Below are 22,302 nucleotides of genomic sequence, written 5' to 3'. Positions count from 1 at the left end.
GTCCGGAGGCTCGCCCGCGAGCCTGCGAGGCGGCCCCTCGCAGAGGCCCGCCGCGAGCTTGTGCGCGGTGGGGGGCGAGGGGTCCTTCGAGGGGTCCTCCGGCTGCAGGAGGGCCGGCGGCGGGGCCCGGCAAGGAGGCCGGGGTCCTTCAGCAGCCGGGGATGCTCACCCCGCGGGCGGCCATCCAGGGCACCGGGTCGACCTGCCCGCCGTACATGACACCGTTCGGGTGGGCCTCGAAGTGCAGGTGCGGTCCGGTCGACTGCCCCTCGTTGCCGACCGCGGCGATCTCCTCGCCGGCGACCACGCGCTCCCCGGCGCGGACGAACATGCGGCTGACGTGGCCGTAGACGGTCACGTAGCCGTCGTCGCCGAGGATGTAGACGGCCTGGCCGAACCCGGTGGCGGGGCCGGCGCGCCGCACGACGCCGGAGTGCGCCGCGTAGACCGGGGTGCCGATGGGGGCGGCGATGTCCACGCCCCCGTGCAGCGCCCCCCAGCGAGTGCCGAAGCAGCTGGAGGTGCGGCCGGAGGTCGGCTTCACGTACGGCCCGGACCCGCCGGAGCTGCCGGAGCCGGACGACGAGCTGCTCGACGAGCCGCGCGCGGGCGCGCTGGCCGCGGCGGAGCGGGCCGCGGCCGAGCGGGCCGCGGCGGCCGCGGCGGCGGCCTCCTCGGCGGCCTGGCGGGCGGCCTCGGCCGCGGCGGCCTCCTCGGCCTCCTTCTGCGCCTGCCACTGCTGGTAGGCGTCGCGGGCCCCCTGCAGCTCCAGCAGCCGGATCTGGGCGGCCTGCAGCTGCTGGTCGTACTCCGCCCTCTGCGCGCTCACCTGATCGTAGGCCGTCTGCTGGGCGGCCAGCTGCTGGTCGGCGGTGGCCTTGGCGGCCTCGGCCTCGGCCTCGGCCCGGGCCATGCGGTCGCGGGCGGCCCGGGCCTCGGAGTCGGCGTTGGCCTGCTGCACCCGGGCGACCTCGAGCTGGTGCAGGACGTCGAGCTGGTTGGCCGAGACGTAGTCGAGCATCGCGGCCCGCTCGACGAGCTCCGCCGGGCCGTCGGCGTCCAGCAGCGCCGCGGCGCCGGCGAGGGTGTTGCCGCTCATGTAGCTGTCGCGGGAGAGGTCGGCGATGCGGGCGGTGGCCGCGGCGACGGCGTCGGCGGCGGCCTGCAGCTGCGCCGCCGTCCGGTCGGCCTCGGCCTGCGCCTGGGTCAGCGCCTCCTCGGCGGCCTCGTAGGCCGCGCCGGCGGCCTCGGCCTGCACCGAGTAGCGCTCCAGCTCCGCCTCGGCCTGCGCGACCAGGCCGGCGATCCGGCCGACCTCGGCCGCGGCGGCGTCCTGCTCCGACTGCGCCTGCCCGAGCTGGGCGTCGCTGGGGTTGGGCGGCGGCGACGGGGCGGCGGCGGCCGGGGCCGCGCCGCCCAGCAGGACCGCGCCGGTCACGGCGCCGGCGAGCAGGGCCCGCAGGGCAGGGGTGCGCCTCGAGCGGTGCGTCGGGGCCGCGGCGGCACGGCGGCGAGCACGGCTGTGCAGCATGTCGCTCCCTGTGGAGGTGGGTCCGTGGGGGGGCTCGGTGCAGCGTGGCAGCGTCACGGGAGTTGCCACACCTCCTCGCGGCACGGCCGTCCCACCGTGCACGCGGGTCCGCCCGTCCCACTCCTGTCCCTCCTGTTGTCGTCACCCCGGAGGGTGACCTTGAGGGATGGCCGGCACTTTCTGCAGATCCGCACGCTCCGGTTCCGCGCCTCCGGGCGCCCGGTCGGGCGGATCCGGGCGATCTAGGCTCGCCACGTGGACGTTCTCGGCTCCGGGCACGAACAGGTCGTCTTCTGCTCCGATCCGGGCTCCGGGCTGCGGGCGGTCATCGCGATCTACTCCACCGCGCTGGGGCCGGCGCTGGGCGGCACCCGCTTCCACCCGTACCCGAGCGAGGAGGCCGCGGTCGCCGACGTCCTCGCGCTGTCCCGGGCCATGGCCTACAAGAACAGCCTCGCCGGCCTGGACCTCGGCGGCGGCAAGGCGGTGGTCATCGGCGACCCGCACACCGACAAGACCGAGGCGCTGCTGCGCGCCTACGGCCGGTTCGTCGAGGCCCTGGGCGGCCGCTACCTGACCGCCTGCGACGTCGGCACCTCCAACGCCGACCTCGACGTGGTGGCGCGGGAGACCCGCTTCGCGCACGGCCGGTCGGAGGCCTACGGCGGCTGCGGGGACTCCTCGGTGCTCACCGCCTACGGCGTCTTCCAGGGCATGCGGGCGGCCGCACAGCACCGCTGGGGCAAGCCGTCGCTGGCCGGGCGCACCGTGGCCGTCGCCGGCGTCGGCAAGGTCGGCAGCTGGCTGGTCGACCGGCTGGTCGAGGACGGCGCCGACGTGGTGGTCACCGACGTCGACGCCGGCGCCGTCGAGCGGGTGCTGGCCCGCCACCCCGCGGTGGACGCCGTGGCCGACACCGCGACGCTGGTGCGCACGCCGAGCGACGTCTACGCCCCCTGCGCGCTGGGCTGGGCGCTGGACGACGAGACGGTGGCGGTCCTGGAGGCCGAGGTCGTCTGCGGCGGGGCCAACAACCAGCTGGCCCACGCGGGGATCGCCGAGGCGCTCATGCGCCGCGGCATCCTCTACGCGCCCGACTACCTGGTCAACGCCGGCGGCGTGATCCAGGTCGAGGACGAGCGCCGCGGCTTCTCGTTCCGTCGCGCCGAGGCCAGGACCGCCGGCATCTTCGACGTCGCGCTGCAGGTGTTCCGCGCCGCCGAGGCCGAGGGCGTCTCCCCCGCTGTGGCCGCCGACCGGACGGCCGAGGAGCGCATGGCCTCCGTCGGCCGGCTGGCCACGATCCGGCTGCCGCGCTGAGGAGCGTCCCCGTCCTCCCCGTGAAGGGCCCCTCGCCCCCCGCCACTCGCAGGCTCGCCGCTGGCCCCGTCCCGGCCCCGTCCGGAGGCTCGCGCCGAGCTTGCGAGGCGTGAGGGGACGGGGTCCTTCCACCGAGCCTGCGAGGGATGAGGGGGGCGGGGTCCTTCTCCTGCGAGGGGGCCATCAGGGCTCGGGGCGGTGCCCTGGACGGGGCCGAGCCCCGGTCGGGGGACGACGAAGGGAGACCCGTGCCGGGCGTCGATCCGTGTCGTAAGCTCGATCCAGACACAGTCACTCAGTCGGGGTCGCCACGCGGGCCGTCCAGCCCGGAGCTGGGCTCCCGTACTCCGTAACGAGGGGGTCGAGCCGATGGGGCGCGGCCGAGCGAAGGCCAAGCAGACGCGCGTGGCCCGTGAGCTCAAGTACAGCTCACCGAACACCGACCTCTCCGCGCTGCAGCGCGAGCTGGCCGGTTCACCGTCTTCGTACCCGTCGTCCCGGGCGAAGACGAACGACGACGAGGACGACGAGTACACCGACCGCTGGGCCACGGACGACGACACGGACGACGACTGGGCCGCCAGCCGCTGAGCCCGCCGCGCCTGACCCGCGCGAACACTGCGGCCCCGCTGCAGTTGAAGGACCCCCCTCCCCACCGGAGAAGGACCCCGTCCTCATTCCTCGCAAGCTCGGGACGAGCCTCCGGACGGGGCCGGCGGGGGGCAGCGGGGTCCTCTTTCAGCGATAGGAGCCCACCAGGCGGGCGCCGGTGTCCCCGGTGCGCGGGCCCACCGCGCCGGCCACCCAGGCGGGCACACCGCGCTCGCGCAGCACCGCCACCGCGTCGTCGGCGACCTCCGCGGCGACCACGGCCACCATGCCGACCCCGCAGTTGAACGCCCGCTCGGACTCCGCCCGCGGCACGCCGTGCTCCTCGAGCAGGCGGACGACGGCCGGCAGCGTCCAGGTGCCGCGGTCGAGCACCGCCGCCAGCCCGTCGGGGACGACGCGGGCGGTGTTGCCGGCCAGCCCGCCGCCGGTGATGTGCGCGTAGGCGTGCACGCCGTCGACACCGAACCGCTCGACCAGGGCCAGGCAGTCGCGGGCGTAGACGCGGGTCGGCTCGAGCAGCTCCTCGCCCAGCGGCCGGTCCAGCCCGGCCGGGGTGGCGGCGAGGTCCAGGCCCGCGGCGGCGACCACCCGGCGCACCAGCGAGTAGCCGTTGGAGTGCAAGCCGCTCGAGGCCATCGCGACCACGACGTCGCCGTTGCGCACCCGCTCGGGGCCCAGCACGGCGTCGGCCTCCACGACGCCGACAGCGGTGGCGGCCAGGTCGTAGTCGCCGGGGGCCATCAGGTCGCCGTGTTCGGCGGTCTCCCCGCCGACCAGCGCCGCGCCGGCCAGCGTGCAGCCGGTCGCGATGCCGGTGACGATCGCCGCGATCCGCTCGGGCACCACTCGCCCGCAGGCCACGTAGTCCTGCAAGAACAGCGGCTCGGCGCCGCAGGCGACCAGGTCGTCGACGACCATGGCCACCAGGTCGATGCCGACGGTGTCGTACCGGTCCAGCGCACGGGCCAGGGCCGTCTTGGTGCCGACGCCGTCGGTGGAGGAGGCCAGCAGCGGCCGGCGGTACCTGGCAGTGTCGAGGGCGAACAGCCCGGCGAACCCGCCGAGCCCGCCCACGACCTCGGGGCGGGTGGTCCGCTGCACCGCCGTCCGCATGAGGGTGACGGCGCGCTCGCCGGCGTCGATGTCCACGCCGGCGGCGGCGTAGGTGTGCTCCGGCTCGCTCACGGGCGGGACAGCGCGTCGTCCGCGCCGCCGGGCACGATGGCGGTGCCGGCCTGCTGACCGGTCCAGCCGCTGACCGCACGGACGTCGTCCACCCGCCGCCCGATGCCCTCGAGCACGTGCTTGCCGAGCACCTCGCTCTCGCCCAGCGGGATCGGGTACTGCCCGGTGAAGCACGCCGTGCACAGCCGGGTGGCCGGCTGCTCGGTGGCGGCGAGGAGCCCCTGCTCGGAGACGTAGCCGAGCGAGTCGGCGTTGATCGAGGCGCGTACGCCGTCGACGTCGAGGCCGTTGGCGATCAGCTCGGCGCGGCTGGCGAAGTCGATGCCGTAGAAGCAGGGCCACTTGACCGGCGGCGAGGAGATGCGCACGTGCACCTCGACCGCGCCGGCCTCGCGCAGCATGCGGATCAGCGCCCGCTGGGTGTTGCCGCGCACGATCGAGTCGTCGACGACGACCAGCCGCTTGCCGCGGATGACGTCGCGCAGCGGGTTGAGCTTGAGCCGGATGCCCAGCTGCCGGATGGTCTGGCTGGGCTGGATGAAGGTGCGGCCCACGTAGGAGTTCTTGACCAGCCCGAGGCCGTAGGGGATGCCGGAGGCCTCGGCGTAGCCGACCGCGGCCGGGGTGCCCGACTCCGGCACCGGGATGACCAGGTCGGCGTCGGCCGGGTGCTCGCGGGCCAGCCGCCGGCCGATCTCGACGCGAGCCGCGTGCACGCTGCGGCCGCCGATCGTGGTGTCCGGTCGGGCGAGGTAGACGTACTCGAACACGCAGCCCTTGGGCTCGCTGTGCGCGAAGTGCTGGCTGCGCAGCCCGTCCTCGTCGATGGCCAGCAGCTCGCCGGGCTCGATCTCCCGGACCACGGAGGCGCCGACGATGTCCAGCGCCGCGGTCTCGCTGGCCACCACCCAGCCGCGCTCCAGCCGGCCGAGCACCAGCGGCCGCACGCCCTGCGGGTCGCGGGCGGCGTACAGCGTGGTCTCGTCCATGAAGGCGAGGCTGAAGGCGCCGCGCAGCTGCGGCAGCACCTCCATCGCGGCGGCCTCGACCGACAGGTCCGGCCGGGCGGCGATGAGCGCGGTCACCAGGTCGGAGTCGGTGGTCGAGGTGGAGCCCGGCACCCCGGCGTCGGCGGCCCGGCCGGCCAGCTCGGCGGTGTTCACCAGGTTGCCGTTGTGGCACAGCGCCAGGCCGGTGCCGGCGCCCGTCGTCCGGAAGGTGGGTTGGGCGTTCTCCCAGGTGGAGGCCCCGGTCGTGGAGTAGCGGGTGTGCCCGACGGCGAGGTGACCGCGCAGGCTGCCCAGGGTGACCTCGTCGAAGACCTGGCTGACCAGCCCGAGGTCCTTGTAGACGACCACCGAGGCGCCGTCGGAGACGGCGATGCCCGCGGCCTCCTGACCCCGGTGCTGCAGGGCGTAGAGACCGAAGTAGGTCAGCTTGGCCACCTCCTCCCCCGGCGCCCAGACGCCGAAGACGCCGCAGGCGTCCTGGGGTCCGGGAGAGGAGGGGTCGAGGTCGTGCGTCAGCCGTCCGTCACCGCGAGGCACACCCCTACGGTACCGGCGGCACCGACGGTCCCCGGCCCCCGCGGGGTGAGCGGGAGCACCGTGCCGGCCGCCGTCGTCGCCCGCGGGGAACCGGGACGGCGGCGGGCGCGTTGAGCTGCGGCCGATCCCCACGTCGCCGGAGGTCCTCCCGTGCCCGCTGCCCTCCTCGACCTGCCCTCGCCCGTGGCCCAGGCCGACCGGCTCGTCGCCCTCGGCGCCCACGAGGTCGCCGGGCTCACCCCGGCGGAGCTGCGCGACGCCGCCGCCGGGGTACACCTGCCCGGGGCGCTGCTCGTGCTGCACCCGGACCGCGCGGCCGCCTCGGCGCTGACCCCGCTGCTCGAGCGCCGCGGCCGGTGCGGCTTCGTGGTGGCCGACATGACCGACGTGGACGCCTTCGCGCCCGTCGACGGGGTCGAGCTGCCCGACGCCCCGGTCTACCTCGCCGTCGACCCCGACCGTGGGGACGCGATGGCCAACTGGAGCCCCGACGAGGCCCTGCCGGCGATCACCGCCGCCGGGCGCACCCCGCTGACCCTCGGCGAGGGGATCTGCTGGCTGCTGCAGCGGCCGGAGGTCCTCGACCGCAACCACTGCTTCATGACGATCGGCTCGCGCGTGCGCAGGCCGGACGGCTCGCTCGACGCCCGGACACCGGCGCTGTGGATCAGCAACGGCACCGGCCGGGACGGCCGTGAGCGTCGTGACGCGCCCAAGGTCGGCTGGTGCTGGGCCGGCAACCGGCACACCTGGCTGGGCTTCGCCTCGGCCGCCGCACGGACCGCCGGCTGACCGCTCCCTCCCCAGGCATGGGAAGCGATACATGCGTGGTGCCGAGCCCATGCACACGTATCGCTTCCCATACCCAGAGACCTCGGTCCTGCTCGGCGGCGAGGACGGCGTCGCAGCGAGGAGCGAACGCGGGCACGGCCGGCCAGAGGGGACGACCGGCTCACCTGATGTTGCGCAGCTCGGCGGTGATCGTGGTGTCCTCGCCGTGGCCGGTCTTGACCACGGTGTCCCCGTGCAGGGTCAGCAGCCGCGACCGGATGGAGTTCAGGATGGTCGGCTTGTCGCTGTAGGAGCGCCCGGTCGCGCCCGGCCCGCCGCGAAACAGCGTGTCCCCGGTGAACACCGTGGCCAGCTCGGGGGCGTGCAGGCAGGTGCTGCCCGGGGAGTGGCCGGGGGTGTGCAACGCGGTCAGCGTGGTGCCGGCCACGGAGAAGCGGGTGCCCTCGCCCAGGTCGCGGTCGGGGACGGCGTCGGGGTGGGCCTGCCCGTAGACCATGTCCCACAGCACCCGGTCGGCCGGGTGCAACCAGATCGGCGCGCCGGTGGCCTCGCGCAGCGCCACGGCAGCGCTGATGTGGTCGTTGTGCCCGTGGGTGAGCACGATGCCGACCACGCGCCGGTCCCCGATCGCCTCGAGGATGGGTTCGGCGTCGTGCGGGGCGTCGATGACGAGCACCTCGGCGTCGTCGCCGACCAGCCAGACGTTGTTGTCCACGTCGAAGTCGGCCCCGTCCAGGGAGAAGACGCCGGAGACGACGGTCTGGTCGATGCGGGCGCTCACGTGTCGAACACCACCACCGAGCGCAGCACGTCGCCGGCGTGCATCTTCTCGAACGCCGACTCGACGTCGTCGATGCCGATCGTCTCGCTGACGAACTCCTCCAGCGGGAAGCGGCCCTGCCGGTAGAGGTCGACCAGCATCGGGAAGTCCCGGGCGGGCAGGCAGTCGCCGTACCAGGAGGACTTGATCGCCCCACCGCGGCCGAAGACCTCGATCAGCGGCAGGGTGATCTGCATGTCCGGGGTGGGCACGCCGACCAGCACCACCCGCCCGGCCAGGTCGCGGGCGTAGAAGGCCTGCTCGAACACCGCCGGGGAGCCGACCGCGTCGATCGCCACGTCCACCCCGAAGCCGTTGGTGAGACCCTTGATCGCCTCGACCGCGTCGGTCTCGCGGGAGTTGACCGTGTGGGTGGCGCCGAACCGCTTCGCCCACTCCAGCTTCCGGTCGTCGATGTCCACGGCGATGATCGTCGTCGCCCCGGCCAGCTTCGCCCCGGCGACCGCGGCATCCCCCACGCCGCCGCAGCCGAACACCGCCACCGACTCGCCGCGGCGGACCCCGCCGGTGTTGATCGCCGCGCCGACGCCGGCCATCACGCCGCAGCCGAGCAGGCCGGCGGCGGTGGCCGGGGCGGCCGGGTCGACCTTGGTGCACTGGCCGGAGTGCACCAGCGTCTTGGCCACGAACGCGCCGATGCCCAGCGCCGGGGACAGCTCGGTGCCGTCGGTGAGGGTCATCTTCTGCGCGGCGTTGTGCGTGTCGAAGCAGTACCAGGGCTCGCCCTTGGCACAGGCCCGGCACTGCCCGCACACGGCGCGCCAGTTGAGGATCACGAAGTCACCGACCGCGACGTTGGTGACGCCCTCGCCGACCGCGGAGACCACGCCTGCGGCCTCGTGGCCGAGCAGGAACGGGTAGTCGTCGTTGATGCCGCCCTCGCGGTAGTGCAGGTCGGTGTGGCACACCCCGCAGGCCTGCACGTCGACGACCGCCTCCCCCGGACCGGGGTCGGGGACGACGACCGTCTCGACGGTGACCGGTGCTCCCTTGCTGCGGGCGACGACGCCCTTCACCTCGTAGGCCATGGGTGGAGCCTATGCCGGGCCGCCGTCCGGGCTCCCGGGCCGTTCCGGGCCGTCGCGGAGGCCGGACCGCGGTGTCGTGTCCCCGTCCCGCCGTGACCATCGGCGGGTGGCTGCCCGCACCGGCGTGTCGGGCAGCCACCTGCCGATGGTCACCGCAGCGGGGACAGCGGGAGGTGGGCGGAGAGGTCGGCGCGGTTGCCGCTGGCGCTGACCCGCCCGTCGGCCACGGCGGTGGACCAGTCCAGAGCGCCGGTGGCCAGCCGCAGCCAGGTGGCGGCGTCGGTCTCGACCACGTTGGGCGGCGTCCCGCGGGTGTGCCGGGGCCCGGGCACGAGCTGGACGGCGACGTGCGGGGGCACCCGCAGCTCGACCGACCGGCCGGGCACCTGCTGGGCCAGCCAGCGGGCCGTCGTCCTCACCGCGGCACCCACCACCGACCGCGGCGGCTGCTCGACCTGCCCGGCCAGCCAGGCGCGGACCGGGTCGACCGCCGCCCGCAGCTCCCCGGCCGGGATGGGCTCGTTCCTCGCCACCCGCCCAGGCCGCCCGCTCAGGAGGTCGGGACGGTCCCCGCAGGGACGGAGCCCACCGTCGCCTCCGGCGTCCCGAACAGCGCCGGCAGCGTCGCGGTCCAGGCCGCGCGCAGCTCAGCGAGCGGCAGTTCCGCGACACCCTCCACCACGAGGGCGTCCCCGCCCGTCGTGCCGAGCTCGGTGACGGCCACGCCGGCCCACTGGGCCGTCGTCCGCACCGCTGTGGGGTCGGACGTCGTGACGACGACGCGGGCGGTCGACTCGCTGAACAGGGCGGTGAACGCCTCCCCCGGCAGGTTCAGCCGGGCGCCCACGCCGTACCGCAGCGCCGACTCGGCCAGCGCCTGTGCCAGGCCGCCGTCGGCCAGGTCGTGCGCGGAGCCGACCAGCCCCTCCCGGCCGAGCGCCGCCAGCAGCTCGGCGAGCTCCCGTTCGGCGTCGAGGTCGACCGCCGGCGGCCGCCCGCCCAGGTGGCCGTGCACGACCGACGCCCACGCCGACCCACCGAACTCGGGCTTGGTCTCGCCGAGCAGCAGCACCGTCTCCCCCGCCGTCCGCCAGCCGGTGGGCACGCGCCGCCGGACGTCCTCGTGCACGCCGAGGACGCCGATGACCGGGGTCGGGTCGATCGCGACGTCGCCGGTCTGGTTGTAGAGGCTGACGTTGCCGCCGGTGACCGGCAGGCCCAGCGCGCGGCAGCCGTCGGCCAGGCCGCGCACGGCCTCGGCGAACTGCCACATGACCTCGGGGTTCTCCGGGGAGCCGAAGTTCAGGCAGTTGGTGACGGCGAGCGGGCGGGCGCCGCTCACCGCCACGTTGCGGTAGGCCTCGGCCAGGTTCAGCTGGGCTCCGGTGTACGGGTCGAGGCGCGTGTAGCGGCCGTTGCCGTCCAGCGCCAGCGCGATGCCGCGGTTGGACTCCTCGTCGATGCGGACCATCCCGGCGTCCTCGGGCTGGGCCAGGACCGTGTTGCCGCGCACGTAGCGGTCGTACTGCTCGGTGACCCAGGTCTTGTCCGCGCCGTCCGGGCTGGCGAGGACGGCCAGCCAGTGCGCCTGCAGCTCCTCCGGCGTCCGCGGGCGGGGCAGCGCGGCCGGGTCGTCGGCCTGTAGGTCGTCGAGGTCGGCCGGGCGCCGCGTCGGCCGTTCGTAGACCGGGCCCTCGTGCGCGACGGTGCGCGGCGGGACGTCGACGATCCGCTCGCCGTGCCAGTCGACGGTGAGCCGGTCGCCGTCGGTGACCTCACCGATGACGGTGGCCAGCACCTCCCACCTGTGGCAGACGGCGAGGAAGGCGTCCACCTTGTCCGGCTCGACGATCGCGCACATGCGCTCCTGCGACTCGCTCATCAGGATCTCGGCCGGGGTGAGCGTGGAGTCGCGCAGCGGGACGGCGTCCAGGTCGACGTGCATGCCGCCGGTGCCGGCGCTGGCCAGCTCGGACGTCGCGCAGGACAGACCCGCGCCGCCGAGGTCCTGGATGCCGGTGACCAGGCCCTGGGCGAAGATCTCCAGGCAGGCCTCGATGAGCAGCTTCTCGGTGAACGGGTCGCCGACCTGCACGCTGGGCCGCTTGGCCGGGCCCCGCTGGCCGTCCGCCGCGCTGTCGAAGGTCTCCGACGCCAGCACGGAGACGCCGCCGATGCCGTCGCCGCCGGTGCGCGCACCGAACAGGACCACTTTGTTGCCGACGCCCTCGGCCTTGGCCAGCCGCACGTCCTCGTGCTTCATGACGCCGACGCACAGCGCGTTGACCAGGGGGTTTCCCGCGTAGCAGGCGTCGAAGAGGACCTCGCCGCCGATGTTGGGCAGGCCCAGGCAGTTGCCGTAGCCACCGACGCCGGCAACCACGCCGGGCAGCACCCGGGCGGTGTCGGGGGCGTCGGCGGGGCCGAAGCGCAGCGAGTCCATGACGGCGACCGGCCGCGCGCCCATGGTGAGGATGTCGCGGACGATGCCACCCACCCCGGTCGCGGCGCCCTGGTAGGGCTCGACGTAGCTGGGGTGGTTGTGCGACTCGACCTTGAAGGTGACCGCGTAGCCGTCGCCCACGTCGACCACGCCGGCGTTCTCGCCGATGCCGACCAGCAGCGACGCGCTCTCCGGGAGGTCGCCGAAGCGGCGCAGGTGCACCTTCGACGACTTGTAGGAGCAGTGCTCGCTCCACATCACCGAGTACATGGCCAGCTCGGCGGTGGTGGGCCGGCGGCCCAGGATGTCGCGGATGCGGGCGTACTCGTCGTCCTCGAGCCCGAGTTCGCGGTGGGGCTGCTCATCGTCGGGTGTCTTCGCCGCCCGCTCGACGGTGTCGACGTTCATGGCTCGACTCCGACCTCGCTCCGCTCCTCGCTCGCTGCGATGCTCACTCGGGCGTCGTCTTCGCGCGTCATGCGCTCACGACCTGCTCCAACACGGAGGTGAAGAAGCCCAGGCCGTCGGTGGACGGGCCGGTGAGCTCCTCGACGGCGTGCTCGGGGTGCGGCATGAGCCCGACCACGCGGCCGTCCGCACTGGTCACCCCGGCGATGTCGCGCATCGAGCCGTTGGGGTTGCCCTCGACGTAGCGGACGACGACCCGCCCTTCCGCCTCGATCCGGTCGAGGTCGGCGGGCGCGGCCACGTAGCGGCCCTCGCCGTTCTTCACCGGGACGACGATCCGCTGGCCGGCCTCGTAGTCGCGCGTCCACGCGCTGTCGGCGCGCTCGATGCGCAGCGCCTGGTCGCGGGTGCGGAAGTGCAGGTGCGCGTTGCGGGTCAGCGCACCGGGCAGCAGGCCGGCTTCGCAGAGCACCTGGAAGCCGTTGCAGATGCCGAGCACCGGCAGGCCTTGGCGCGCCCGCGTGACGATGTCCTGCACCAGTGGCGCGCGGGCGGCGATGGCGCCGGCGCGCAGGTAGTCGCCGTAGGAGAAGCCGCCGGGCAGGACGACGGCGTCGACGTCCTCGAGGTCGTGGTCGCCGTGCCAGAGCGCGACCGGCTCGCCGCCGGCCAGGCGCACCGCCCGCACGGCGTCGACGTCGTCCAGGGAGCCCGGGAAGGTGGTGACACCGATGCGCACGGTCAGCCCTTCGGCAGGTGGAGCTCGACGTCCTCGATGACGGGGTTGGCCAGCAGCGTCTCGGCGATCTGCGTGAGCTCCGCCTCGTCGGGGGTGCCCTCCACGTCGAGGACGAAGTGCTTGCCCTGGCGCACGCCGCGGACGCTGTCGTGGCCGAGCCGGCCCAGCGCTCCCAGCACCGCCTGTCCCTGGGGGTCGGAGATCTCCGGCTTCAGCACGACGTCGACGACCACCCGGGGCACACGGACGAGGGTACCGGGGTGGCGTGTCCCACTCGCGGGCCCCGCGGATCGCCCTCCGCACGGCTCCCGTCCCGCCCCTCCTCCGCCGCCACATCGGCGATGTGGTCGCCAAGGCAGCCGGGTGGCGACCAGATCGCCGATGTGGGTGCGGGAGGGGTCCGTGAGCTCGCCGGGTCAGCGGAAGGTGGTGCCGGTGAGGCGCTCGTAGGCGGTGACGTAGCGCTCTCGGGTCGCCTCGACCACGTGGGGGGGCAGCTCCGGCGGCGGGGAGACCCGGTCCCAGCCGGAGGAGGTCAGCCAGTCGCGCACGTACTGCTTGTCGAACGAGGGCTGGGGCGCACCCGGGGACCAGAGGATGGCCGGCCAGAAGCGGGAGGAGTCGGGGGTGAGCACCTCGTCGCCGAGGGTCAGCCGGCCGTCGGCGTCCAGGCCGAACTCGAACTTGGTGTCGGCCAGGACGATCCCCGCGCCCTCGGCGATCTCCGCGCCCCGGCGGTACAGCGCCAGGGTGAGCTCGCGCAGCTCCTCCGCGCGGTCCGCGCCCACCAGGTCGACGACCGCGGCGAAGTCGATCGCCTCGTCGTGCTCGCCGGCCTCGGCCTTGGTGGACGGCGTGAACACCGGCTCGGGCAGCCGCGAGCCCTCGACCAGCCCGGCCGGCAGCGCGACGTCGCGGATCGAGCCGGTCCGCCGGTACTCGACGGTGCCCGACCCGGACAGGTAGCCGCGCGCCACGCACTCGACCGGCAGCATCGACAGCCGCCGCACCAGCACGGCCCGCCCGGCGACCTCCGCCGGCACGTCGTCGGCGCCGAGCAGGTGGTGGGCGGCGCCGGACGAGGCCAGCACCGGGGTCAGCTGGTCGAACCACCACACCGACAGCTGGGTGAGCACCCGTCCCTTGTCGGGGATCGGCGTCGGCAGCACCCGGTCGTAGGCCGAGATCCGGTCGGAGGCCACCAGCAGGAGGTGGTCGGCGCCGGCGTCGTAGACCTCGCGGACCTTGCCCCGGGCGACGAGCGGGAGGTCCAGGGTCACGTCAGCGCCGCCACGCGGTCGAACAGCGGGCCGAGGTCGGCCACGTACCGCTCGGGCCGGCAGATCTCGTCCAGCCGCGCCTCGTCCAGCTCGACCCCCGCCTCGGCCGCGCGCTTGCGCAGCGTCTCGCGGAACGGCGTCCCGGCGTTCCACGTCTCCATCGCCGCGGACTGCACCAGGGCGTAGGCGTCCTCCCGGGAGAGGCCGCCCTCCACCAGCTCCAGCAGCACCGACGACGTGTAGACCAGCCCGCCGGTCGACTCCAGGTTGGCCCGCATCCGGGCGGTGTCGACCACCAGGTCCGCCACCAGCCCGGTGGTCAGGTGCAGCAGGTAGTCGGCGGTGATCGACGCGTCGGGCAGGAACACCCGCTCGGTCGAGGAGTGCGAGATGTCGCGCTCGTGCCAGAGCGGGATGCCCTCCATCACCGGGACGACGGCGGCGCGCACCACCCGGGCCAGGCCGGCGATGCGCTCGGAGCGGATCGGGTTCTTCTTGTGCGGCATCGCGCTCGAGCCCTTCTGGCCGGAGCCGAACGCCTCGGACAGCTCGCGCACCTCGGTCCGCTGTCCGTGCCGCACCTCCAGCGCGATCGCCTCGCAGACGGTGGCGATGACGGCCAGCGCCGCGACCCACTCGCTGATCGAGTCGCGGATGACCACCTGGGTGGAGGCGTCGGCCGGCCGCAGGCCCAGCGCGGACGCCACGGCGACCTCCACCGACGGGTCGATCAGCGAGTAGGTGCCGACGGCGCCGGAGATCGCCACCACGCCCACGCGGGAGCGCGCCGCACGCAGCCGGTCACGCGAGCGGGCCATCGCGAACGCCAGGTCGGCGACCCGGTGGCCCCACACGTCGGGCTCGGCGTGCACGCCGTGCGTGCGGCCGACCTTGATCGTGTCCCGGTGGGCCAGCGCGTGGTCGCGCAGGACGGCGACCAGCCGGTCGGCCTTGGCCAGCAGGATGTCGGTGGCCTCGGTCAGCTGCACCGCCAGCGCGGTGTCCAGCAGGTCCGACGACGTCATGCCGTGGTGCACGTACGCGGCTGCCGACCGGGGCGTGGTGTTGTCCGCCCACGCGGTGAGGAAGGCGATCACGTCGTGCTGCGTCGTCTCCTCGATCTCGGCGACCCGCTCGGGCGTCGGCGGCGGGGCGTTGCGCACCGGCTCGACCACCTCGGCCGGCACCCGCCCGGCCGCCGCGTGGGCCTCGAGCACGAGGGTCTCGACGGAGGCCCACAGCTCGTACTTGTGCTGGTCGCTCCAGACCCGGCCCATCTCGGGGAGGGTGTAACGCTCGATCATGCGGGTACCGCCTCTGGCCGGTCAGCTGGTCGCGACGCGGACAGTCTCCCGCAGGGCTACCATGATCATGGACAGCCCCCAGACCCGGGGAGGTGCGGGATGCTGCGACGAGCGACCCACCTGGTGGAGCGGGCCCGCGAGCGCATCCGGACCGCGTCCGAACCCGACCCGCACGCCTGGCCTCCCCGTGGTGACACCCGGGCCATCCTCGTCCACGACGACGAGCCGGAGACGCCGGACGCCGCTCCCGACGGCAACGGTGCCGTCCGGCCCCCGCTGGGCAGTCCCGCACCGGGCGCACCGGACGTGGACGTCGCCTCCGGGCCGGTCAGCGGACCACCGCAGGGCGCCCGCCGCGGCACCACCCGCACGACGCGGCGCACCGCCGGGCGGGACGACGGCGACACCGTCCCCTCCGGGCTGCGCGTCGCGGCCGACTGGTCGTGGCGGGTCATCCTCGTCGGGGCACTGCTGTACCTGCTGGTACGGGTCGTGGACCTGCTGTTCGAGGTGTTCGTCCCGCTCCTGGTCGCCCTGCTGCTCGCGGCCCTGCTGCAGCCGGGCGCCGCGGCGCTGATCCGGCGCCGGTGGCCGCGCTCGCTGGCCGCGCTGGTCATGCTGCTGGTCGGGGTCCTGGTGGTCGCCGGGATCATCACCCTCGTCGTCGAGCAGGTGGTCACCGACTGGAGCTCCCTGACCGGTCAGGTCAGCCAGGGCCTCACCCAGATCCAGGACACGATCACCCGGACGTTCCCGATCACGCAGCACCAGCTCAACCAGCTGGTCGGGCAGGTGCAGAACGCGATCGGGGCCAACCAGAGCGCGATCACCTCCGGGGCGATCAGCACCGCCGGCACGGTGACCTCGGTCTTCGCCGGCCTGCTGCTGACCCTGCTCACCCTGTTCTTCTTCCTCAAGGACGGCCGGTCCATCTGGCTGTGGGTCGTCGGCCTCATGCCCCACGAGGCACGGGCCTACGTCGACGAGGCCGCCCGGCGCTCGTGGCGGACCCTGGTCGCCCTGGTGCGAGCCACGGTGGCCGTCGCCCTCATGGACGCCGTCGGCATCGGCGCCGCGCTGCTCGTCCTCGGGGTGCCGCTGGCCCTCCCGCTGGCCGCGCTGGTCTTCATCGGCGCGTTCATCCCGATCGTCGGGTCGTTCCTCGCCGGCACGGTCGCCGTCCTGGTGGCCCTGGTCTCCAACGGGTTGGTCACCGCGCTGCTCACCCTGGGCGCGGTCGTGCTGGTCATGCAGCTGGAGGGGCACGTCTTCTCGCCGCTGCTGCTCGGGCGGGCGGTGCGGATCCACCCGCTGGCGGTCGTGCTCGGCCTGGCCACCGGGGTGATCATCGGCGGCATCTTCGGCGCCCTGATCGCCGTGCCGATCATCGCCTGCCTCAACGTGGGCGGCACCTACCTGGTGCACCGCCACGACGGCCCGCGGCCGCCCGAGCCGCACCCGGAGCGCGCCCGCCCGGCGGTCACCGCGGGCTAGTCGAAGGACCCCCTGCCCGGCCCCCTGCCCCCACGGCTCGCCCGCTCGCGGCGGGACCCTGCAGGGGGCCGGGGCCGGTGATCCGGCCCTCGACCGCCGCCAGCGCGATGTCGGTGCGCCAGTGCGCGTCGGCCAGCCGGACGCCGGCGACCCGCTCGTAGGCCCGCTGCCGGGCCGCGGCCAGGTCGTCCCCGACGGCGGTCACCGCGAGCACCCGCCCGCCGGCGGAGACGACGGTGCCGCCGGCGGTCAGCGCCGTGCCCGCGTGCAGCACGCCCGGACCGTCGGCGCCGGTGACCGGGTCGCCGGTGCGCGGCCGCTCCGGGTAGCCGGAGGCGGCGACGACGACGGTGACGGCGGCGCCGGGCCGCCAGCGCAGCGGCGGGTGGTCGGCGAGCGTGCCGGTGGCCGCGGCGTGCAGCAGCCCGGCCAGCGGGGTCGCCAGCAGCGGCAGCACCACCTGGGTCTCCGGGTCGCCGAAGCGGGCGTTGAACTCCACCACCCGGACGCCGCGGGAGGTCAGCGCCAGGCCGGCGTAGAGCAGCCCGGAGAACGGCTCGCCGCGGCGGCGCATCTCGTCGACGGTCGGCTGCAGCACCGTGGCCAGCACCTCCTCGACCAGCCCCGGCGGCGCCCACGGCAGCGGCGCGTAGGCGCCCATCCCGCCGGTGTTGGGCCCGGCGTCGCCGTCGTCGCGGCGCTTGGCGTCCTGGGCCGGCACCAGCGGCAGCACCGTCGTCCCGTCGGTGACGGCGAACAGCGACACCTCGGGTCCGTCGAGGTACTCCTCGACCAGCACCGCCCCGCCGGCGTCGAGCACGCGGCGTCCGTGCGCGACCGCGGCGTCCCGGTCGGGGGTGACGACGACGCCCTTGCCGGCGGCCAGCCCGTCGTCCTTGACCACGTATGGTCCCCCGCCCACCCCGCCCGCCTCGTCCAGCGCCGTCTCCAGCTCCGCCGGGCCGCCGACCGGCCACGACCGCGCGGTCGGCACACCGGCGGCGGCCATGACGTGCTTGGCGGAGGACTTGCTGGCCTCCAGCTGCGCGGCCTGGGCCGAGGGGCCGAAGCAGGCGATGCCGGCGTCGCGGACGGCGTCGGCGGCACCGGCCACCAGCGGCACCTCGGGGCCGACGACGACCAGGTCCGCACCCCACCCGGCGGCCAGAGCGGCGACCGCCACCGGGTCGGCGACGTCGACGTCGGCCGCCTCGGCGATCGCGCGGGTGCCGGCGTTGCCCGGCGCGCAGGCCAGCGCGGTCACCGCGGGGTCGTCGCGCAGGGCCACGCACAGGGCGTGCTCCCGGGCGCCGGAGCCGATCACGAGCACGCGCACGGAGCGCGACCCTACCGACCGGGCTCGGGCTCGGGTCCGCCGATGCGGGGCGGGAGGACGGTCGTCTGCGGACGTCGCACCCAGTACCTTCCGAGGTCTGCGAGGAACGTGCGCCGAGTCCGGGAGACGGCCATGGGCGATCCGCTGTGGCAACGCATGATGGTGGCTGCGACGGGTCCCACGGTCACAGCCCTGCTCGCGCTCCTGGTCGTCAACCTCGTGGCGGCACGGATCCAGCGGCGCAAGGACGAGAGCGAGCTCCGCGAGGCGCTGGCAGGTGAGTTGACCGAGGTGGCCAACTCGCTGTTCCTGGCACTTCAGGTGTTCGAGAGGACGGCGAGACACGTCCCCCTGGAGAAGAGGAAGGCCTCCGAGGCGATCGCGGAGCAGCGCGGCGACCTCGACCACACGTACTTCAGCACGCGCACCAGGAGCCAGGTGCTCGAGCGGAGGCTGCAGATCCACTACGCCGACAAGCGCCCGGCACAGGCCTGGCACGCCGTCACGGACCTCCTCATGGTCCGGTACTTCCTGCTGTTGGAGGCGGATGCCGGCTTCCGCCGGTGGATACGCCGGCAGGCCGCGGGACCGGATCACTCGGGCCTGTCCGAGGAGCAGCTCGACGATCCCGGCCTGCTCCTCGAGAGCTACCGCAGCGCGCTCGACGACTGCGTCAAGGTCCTGTGGCTGTCCACGCCCGACCGGCGGGGTCGACACCTCAAGCGCGGCGAGGGCACTCCTCTCAGCTGGCACAGGAGCGAGGGGAGCGAGGACCCGGTGAGCGAGGAGGACGGTCGGGTCCCGGACGTCTCCGCAGCCTGAGAAAGGACCCCCTCCTCCCCACCCCTCGCACGCTCGGGGCGGTGCCCTGGAGGGGGCCGCCGGCGCCCTCACCGCACCCGGTTCGGCTGCGTCCGGTGGGCGCGCTGGACCGCCCGCACCCGCGCGTGTTCCGCAGCCCGCGCGCGGGCGTCGGAGCGCAGCGCCTGCCGGCGCGCCTCGGCCTGCAGCTTGCGCCACGCGGTGTAGCGGGCCGGATCCAGCCGGCCGTCGTCGATCGCGGCGGCGACGGCACAGCCCGGTTCGGTGCGGTGGGCGCAGTCGCGGAACCGGCACCCGGCGGCCAGCTCGGCGACGTCGGCGTAGGCGGTGTCGAGGCCGTCGTCGTCGACCAGCCCCAGCTCACGCATCCCGGGGGTGTCGACGAGCAGCCCACCGCCGGGGAGCAGGTGCAGCTCGCGGGCGGTCGTGGTGTGCCGGCCGCGGCCGTCGCCGTCCCGGACCTCCCGGGTGGCCGCCACCGTCGTCCCGGCGAGCGCGTTGGCCAGGCTGGACTTGCCGACGCCGGACGGGCCGACCATCGCCGCCGTCCGCCCCGGCCCGAGCAGCGCCCGCACCGCGTCGAGGCCGGCGCCGGTCACCGAGCTCCCCGGCAGGACGTCGACGCCGAGCGCGTGCTCCGCCACCGCCCGCACCGCGGCGGGGACGTCGGCGCACAGGTCGGCCTTGCTGAGGACGACGACCGGCGTCGCCCCGCTGCCCCACGCGACGGCCAGGTAGCGCTCGACCCGACGCAGCCGCGGCGCCGTGGACAGCGCGTCGACCACCAGCACGAGGTCCAGGTTGGCCGCGACCACCTGCTCGGCCGACGTCCGGCCGGCCGCTCCCCGGGTGAACGCCGTCCGGCGGGGCAGGACCGCGACGGCGAGCTCGCCCCGCAGGGCCACCCAGTCGCCCACCGCCGGGCCGGTGTCCCCGCGCAGCGGCCCCGGGGAGGCGTGCCGTTCACCGTCGGCAGTCAGCACCGTCAGCCGGCCGCGGTCGACCCGTGCGACGCGGCCGGGCCGGCAGCCGGCCGGGAGCTCGGCGTCCCGCTCCGGCGTCCAGCCCAGTGATGTGATGTCGCCCACCCCGGCATGGTGGCGCGCAGGTCGGCGCGGTGTCGTCCGAATTGTCCGGGATCGGACGGCGTGCGTTCAGCAACCCGACACCGTCGTGGGGTGAGGTGGGGGCATGCACGCGATCGAGTCGCTGGCAAGGGGTCCGGCGACCGGGCTGCCCCGTCAGGTGGTCGTCGGCCACCGCGGCGCCTCGGCGTACCGGCCGGAGCACACCGCGGCCGCCTTCGAGCTCGCCATCGACCTCGGCGCCGACCTCGTCGAGCCCGACGTCGTGGTCAGTCGCGACGGCGCGCTCGTCGTCCGGCACGAGGACGAGCTCTCCCGCACCACCGACGTCGCCACCCGGCCGGAGTTCGCCGGCCGGCGGACCACCCGGGTCGTCGGCGGCCGCGAGCAGGCCGGCTGGTTCACCGAGGACTTCACCCTCGCCGAGCTGCGCACCCTGCGGGCCGTTGAGCGGATGCCGGCGCTGCGCCCGCTGAACACCACCTACGACGGCCGGTTCGGCATCCTCACGCTGGCCGAGGTGGTGGCGATCGCCCGCCGCCGCTCGACCGCCGGGCGGGAGGTCCGCGTGCTGGCCGAGCTCAAGGCGCCGACCAGGGCCGGCGAGCGTGCAGACCTGCCCGTGGTGGAGCTGGTGGCCGCCGAGCTGCGCCGCCTGGGGGCGACCGGTCCCGACGGGACGGTGGTGGTGCAGTCCTTCGACGCGCCGGCGCTGCGGCGGCTGCGCGCCGCCCTCGGGGAGGACGGGCCGACGATCCTGCAGCTGGTCGACCACGCCGCCGTCCACGACCCGATGGTCACCCCGGCGGGGTTGCGCGGGATCAGCACCTACGCCCAGGGCATCACGCCCAGCCGGCACCGCATCCTGCTGCGCGACGGCGAGCAGGCACTGACCGGCGTCTCCGACCTCATCGGCCGGGCCCACCGCGCCGGGCTGCTGGTCGTCCCGTGGACGCTGCGCCCGGAGAACGCCTTCCTCCCCCGGCACCTGCGCCGCGGCGGGGACGCGGGCGGCACCGGTGACCTGCGGACCGAGGTCCGGCTGCTGCTGGCCCTCGGCGTCGACGGTGTCATCACCGACGCCCCCGAGGTCGCCGTCCGCGCGCGGGGGCAGCTCGTCGCCGCCTGAAGGACCCCCTCCTCCCCACCCCTCGCACGCTCGGGGCGGTGCCCGGGAGGGGGCCGACGAACCCGCTCCTCAGGTGAGCAGGTCGTGGAGGACGACGTTCTCCTCCCGGCCGGGGCCGACGCCGATGACGCTGACCCGGGCGCCGGAGAGCTCCTCCAGCCGGCGCACGTAGGCCTGCGCGGTGGGCGGCAGCTCGTCGAAGCTGCGGCAGTGCCGGATGTCCTCGAACCAGCCGGGCAGCTCCTCGTAGACCGGCGTGGCGTGGTGGAACTCGGTCTGCGTCATCGGCATCTCGTCGTGCCGGACGCCGTCGACGTCGTAGGCCACGCAGATCGGCACCGTCTCCAGGCCGGAGAGGACGTCGAGCTTGGTGAGGAAGTAGTCGGTGATCCCGTTGACCCGGGCCGCGTAACGGGCGACGACGGCGTCGAACCAGCCGCAGCGCCGGTCGCGGCCGGTGGTCACCCCGACCTCGCCGCCGTGCTTGCGCAGGTACTCGCCGTTGGCGTCGAACAGCTCGGTCGGGAACGGGCCGGAGCCGACCCGGGTGGTGTACGCCTTGAGGATCCCGACGACCCGCTGGATGCGGGTGGGGCCGATCCCCGACCCGGTCGCCGCGCCGCCCGCGGTCGGGTTGGACGACGTGACGAACGGGTACGTGCCGTGATCGACGTCCAGCAGCGTGCCCTGGGACCCCTCCAGCAGCACCCACTCGCCGGCGTCGAGGGCGTCGGCCAGCAGCAGCCGGGTGTCGGCGATCCGCGGCCTGAGCTGCTCGGCGTAGCCGGCGTACTCCTCCACGACCTCGTCGACGTCGATCGCCTTGCGGTTGTAGACCTTGACCAGGACCTGGTTCTTCTCCTGCAGCGTGCCCTCGAGCTTCTGCCGCAGGATCGACAGGTCGAGCAGGTCGGCCACCCGGATGCCGGTGCGGGCGACCTTGTCGCCGTAGGCCGGGCCGATGCCGCGACCGGTGGTGCCGATCCGGCGCTTGCCGAGAAACCGCTCGGTGACCCGGTCCAGCGCCCGGTGGTGCGGCATGATCAGGTGCGCGTCGGCCGAGATGACCAGGCGGGAGGTGTCCACGCCGCGCTCCTCGAGGCCGGCGAGCTCCCCGATGAGCACCTCGGGGTCGACGACGACGCCGTTGCCGATGACCGGTGTGCACCCGGGGGTGAGGATGCCCGAGGGGATCAGGTGCAGCGCGTACCGCTCGCCGTCGGGGGTGATCACGGTGTGGCCGGCGTTGTTGCCGCCCTGGTAGCGCACCACGTAGGGCACGCGGCCCCCGAGCAGGTCGGTGGCCTTCCCCTTGCCCTCGTCACCCCACTGGGCGCCGATCAGCACGACTGCCGGCATCTCGCTTCGATCCCTTCCCGCACCGGTACCGGCGGATGACCGGCTGG

General features: G+C 74.8%; 20 protein-coding genes. 6 read left to right on the top strand and 14 right to left on the bottom strand.

Annotated features, from left to right (window positions below; translation table 11 throughout):
* Nucleotides 1-148 precede the first annotated feature (148 nt).
* On the bottom strand, nt 149-1,531 hold the full coding sequence (locus DQ238_RS06920) for a M23 family metallopeptidase (protein ID WP_113780557.1): 1,383 nt from the start codon (nt 1,529-1,531) through the stop codon (nt 149-151).
* Nucleotides 1,532-1,786: 255 nt separating this feature from the next.
* On the opposite strand from DQ238_RS06920, the gene DQ238_RS06915 reads away from it, so the two are divergent.
* On the top strand, nt 1,787-2,851 hold the full coding sequence (locus DQ238_RS06915) for a Glu/Leu/Phe/Val dehydrogenase (RefSeq protein ID WP_113780556.1): 1,065 nt from the start codon (nt 1,787-1,789) through the stop codon (nt 2,849-2,851).
* 369 nt (nt 2,852-3,220) lie between these two features.
* Nucleotides 3,221-3,442, top strand: a complete 222-nt coding sequence (locus DQ238_RS06910; protein ID WP_113780555.1) for a DUF3073 domain-containing protein — start codon at nt 3,221-3,223, stop codon at nt 3,440-3,442.
* Between the two features lie 147 nt (nt 3,443-3,589).
* On the opposite strand, the gene purM is transcribed toward DQ238_RS06910, so the two are convergent.
* Together purM and purF are read right to left on the bottom strand one after the other, a co-directional pair.
* The gene (gene purM, locus DQ238_RS06905; RefSeq protein ID WP_113780554.1) at nt 3,590-4,648 is read right to left on the bottom strand and encodes a phosphoribosylformylglycinamidine cyclo-ligase; all 1,059 of its coding nucleotides are present in this window, start codon (nt 4,646-4,648) and stop codon (nt 3,590-3,592) included.
* Complete coding sequence (gene purF, locus DQ238_RS06900; RefSeq protein WP_113780595.1) at nt 4,645-6,195, bottom strand: amidophosphoribosyltransferase; 1,551 nt, start codon at nt 6,193-6,195, stop codon at nt 4,645-4,647. Before purF ends, purM begins: the two co-directional genes overlap by 4 nt.
* Nucleotides 6,196-6,345: 150 nt before the next feature.
* On the opposite strand from purF, the gene DQ238_RS06895 reads away from it, so the two are divergent.
* Nucleotides 6,346-6,987, top strand: a complete 642-nt coding sequence (locus tag DQ238_RS06895; RefSeq protein WP_113780553.1) for a DUF5701 family protein — start codon at nt 6,346-6,348, stop codon at nt 6,985-6,987.
* A 160-nt stretch (nt 6,988-7,147) separates the two neighbouring features.
* Here the strand turns inward: DQ238_RS06895 and DQ238_RS06890 are convergent, their stop codons facing one another.
* From DQ238_RS06890 to purB, 8 genes are all read right to left on the bottom strand, one after another.
* Nucleotides 7,148-7,768, bottom strand: a complete 621-nt coding sequence (locus DQ238_RS06890; protein ID WP_113780552.1) for an MBL fold metallo-hydrolase — start codon at nt 7,766-7,768, stop codon at nt 7,148-7,150.
* Complete coding sequence (locus tag DQ238_RS06885; RefSeq protein WP_113780551.1) at nt 7,765-8,856, bottom strand: S-(hydroxymethyl)mycothiol dehydrogenase; 1,092 nt, start codon at nt 8,854-8,856, stop codon at nt 7,765-7,767. The genes DQ238_RS06890 and DQ238_RS06885 overlap by 4 nt, the downstream gene beginning before the upstream one ends.
* 149 nt (nt 8,857-9,005) lie before the next feature.
* The gene (locus DQ238_RS06880) at nt 9,006-9,389 is read right to left on the bottom strand and encodes a sterol carrier family protein (RefSeq protein ID WP_113780550.1); all 384 of its coding nucleotides are present in this window, start codon (nt 9,387-9,389) and stop codon (nt 9,006-9,008) included.
* A gap of 17 nt (nt 9,390-9,406) precedes the next feature.
* Nucleotides 9,407-11,707, bottom strand: coding sequence for a phosphoribosylformylglycinamidine synthase subunit PurL (gene purL, locus DQ238_RS06875; RefSeq protein WP_113780549.1), 2,301 nt, complete (start codon nt 11,705-11,707; stop codon nt 9,407-9,409).
* 67 nt (nt 11,708-11,774) lie between these two features.
* Nucleotides 11,775-12,452 carry a phosphoribosylformylglycinamidine synthase subunit PurQ gene (purQ, locus tag DQ238_RS06870; protein WP_113780594.1) on the bottom strand — a complete coding sequence of 226 codons (678 nt, stop codon included), beginning with the start codon at nt 12,450-12,452 and terminating at the stop codon, nt 11,775-11,777.
* Nucleotides 12,449-12,688, bottom strand: coding sequence for a phosphoribosylformylglycinamidine synthase subunit PurS (gene purS, locus DQ238_RS06865; RefSeq protein WP_113780548.1), 240 nt, complete (start codon nt 12,686-12,688; stop codon nt 12,449-12,451). Before purS ends, purQ begins: the two co-directional genes overlap by 4 nt.
* Before the next feature lie 174 nt (nt 12,689-12,862).
* Nucleotides 12,863-13,726 carry a phosphoribosylaminoimidazolesuccinocarboxamide synthase gene (locus DQ238_RS06860; RefSeq protein ID WP_113780547.1) on the bottom strand — a complete coding sequence of 288 codons (864 nt, stop codon included), beginning with the start codon at nt 13,724-13,726 and terminating at the stop codon, nt 12,863-12,865.
* Nucleotides 13,723-15,030: an adenylosuccinate lyase gene (purB, locus tag DQ238_RS06855; RefSeq protein WP_113780546.1), complete on the bottom strand. Its 1,308-nt coding sequence runs from the start codon at nt 15,028-15,030 to the stop codon at nt 13,723-13,725. Before purB ends, DQ238_RS06860 begins: the two co-directional genes overlap by 4 nt.
* A gap of 99 nt (nt 15,031-15,129) precedes the next feature.
* Between purB and DQ238_RS06850 the strand changes: the two genes are divergently transcribed.
* A complete protein-coding gene (locus DQ238_RS06850) occupies nt 15,130-16,524 on the top strand; it encodes an AI-2E family transporter (RefSeq protein WP_113780545.1) in 1,395 nt (464 codons plus the stop codon).
* On the opposite strand, the gene purD is transcribed toward DQ238_RS06850, so the two are convergent.
* Nucleotides 16,511-17,860, bottom strand: a complete 1,350-nt coding sequence (gene purD / locus DQ238_RS06845) for a phosphoribosylamine--glycine ligase (RefSeq protein ID WP_233495773.1) — start codon at nt 17,858-17,860, stop codon at nt 16,511-16,513. The two genes, DQ238_RS06850 and purD, sit on opposite strands and share 14 nt — an antisense overlap.
* 132 nt (nt 17,861-17,992) lie before the next feature.
* Here purD and DQ238_RS06840 point away from each other — a divergent pair, with 132 nt between their 5' ends.
* Nucleotides 17,993-18,682: a hypothetical protein gene (locus DQ238_RS06840; protein WP_147263021.1), complete on the top strand. Its 690-nt coding sequence runs from the start codon at nt 17,993-17,995 to the stop codon at nt 18,680-18,682.
* 68 nt (nt 18,683-18,750) lie between these two features.
* Here DQ238_RS06840 and rsgA read toward each other — a convergent pair whose 3' ends face one another.
* Complete coding sequence (gene rsgA / locus DQ238_RS06835) at nt 18,751-19,770, bottom strand: ribosome small subunit-dependent GTPase A (RefSeq protein ID WP_113780543.1); 1,020 nt, start codon at nt 19,768-19,770, stop codon at nt 18,751-18,753.
* 103 nt (nt 19,771-19,873) lie between these two features.
* On the opposite strand from rsgA, the gene DQ238_RS06830 reads away from it, so the two are divergent.
* Nucleotides 19,874-20,896: a glycerophosphodiester phosphodiesterase family protein gene (locus DQ238_RS06830; RefSeq protein ID WP_113780542.1), complete on the top strand. Its 1,023-nt coding sequence runs from the start codon at nt 19,874-19,876 to the stop codon at nt 20,894-20,896.
* A gap of 69 nt (nt 20,897-20,965) precedes the next feature.
* Here the strand turns inward: DQ238_RS06830 and DQ238_RS06825 are convergent, their stop codons facing one another.
* Nucleotides 20,966-22,255 (bottom strand): adenylosuccinate synthase, encoded by a 1,290-nt coding sequence (locus DQ238_RS06825; protein WP_113780541.1) that lies wholly within the window; start codon nt 22,253-22,255, stop codon nt 20,966-20,968.
* Nucleotides 22,256-22,302: the final 47 nt, after the last annotated feature.

It is taken from the genome of Geodermatophilus sp. TF02-6, assembly GCF_003319115.1.
GTDB lineage: Bacteria > Actinomycetota > Actinomycetes > Mycobacteriales > Geodermatophilaceae > Geodermatophilus.
This window is presented reverse-complemented; position numbering and strand designations above follow the sequence as displayed.

Bases quoted from the DNA above. Each gene is read 5' to 3' on its own strand.
- DQ238_RS06920 (WP_113780557.1), bottom strand. From the start codon at position 1,531: ATGCTGCACAGCCGTGCTCGCCGCCGTGCCGCCGCGGCCCCGACGCAC.
- DQ238_RS06910 (WP_113780555.1), top strand. From the start codon at position 3,221: ATGGGGCGCGGCCGAGCGAAGGCCAAGCAGACGCGCGTGGCCCGTGAG.
- DQ238_RS06885 (WP_113780551.1), bottom strand. From the start codon at position 8,856: ATGGCCTACGAGGTGAAGGGCGTCGTCGCCCGCAGCAAGGGAGCACCG.
- purL (WP_113780549.1), bottom strand. From the start codon at position 11,707: ATGAACGTCGACACCGTCGAGCGGGCGGCGAAGACACCCGACGATGAG.
- purB (WP_113780546.1), bottom strand. From the start codon at position 15,030: ATGATCGAGCGTTACACCCTCCCCGAGATGGGCCGGGTCTGGAGCGAC.
- DQ238_RS06850 (WP_113780545.1), top strand. From the start codon at position 15,130: ATGCTGCGACGAGCGACCCACCTGGTGGAGCGGGCCCGCGAGCGCATC.
- DQ238_RS06840 (WP_147263021.1), top strand. From the start codon at position 17,993: ATGGGCGATCCGCTGTGGCAACGCATGATGGTGGCTGCGACGGGTCCC.
- DQ238_RS06830 (WP_113780542.1), top strand. From the start codon at position 19,874: ATGCACGCGATCGAGTCGCTGGCAAGGGGTCCGGCGACCGGGCTGCCC.
- DQ238_RS06825 (WP_113780541.1), bottom strand. From the start codon at position 22,255: ATGCCGGCAGTCGTGCTGATCGGCGCCCAGTGGGGTGACGAGGGCAAG.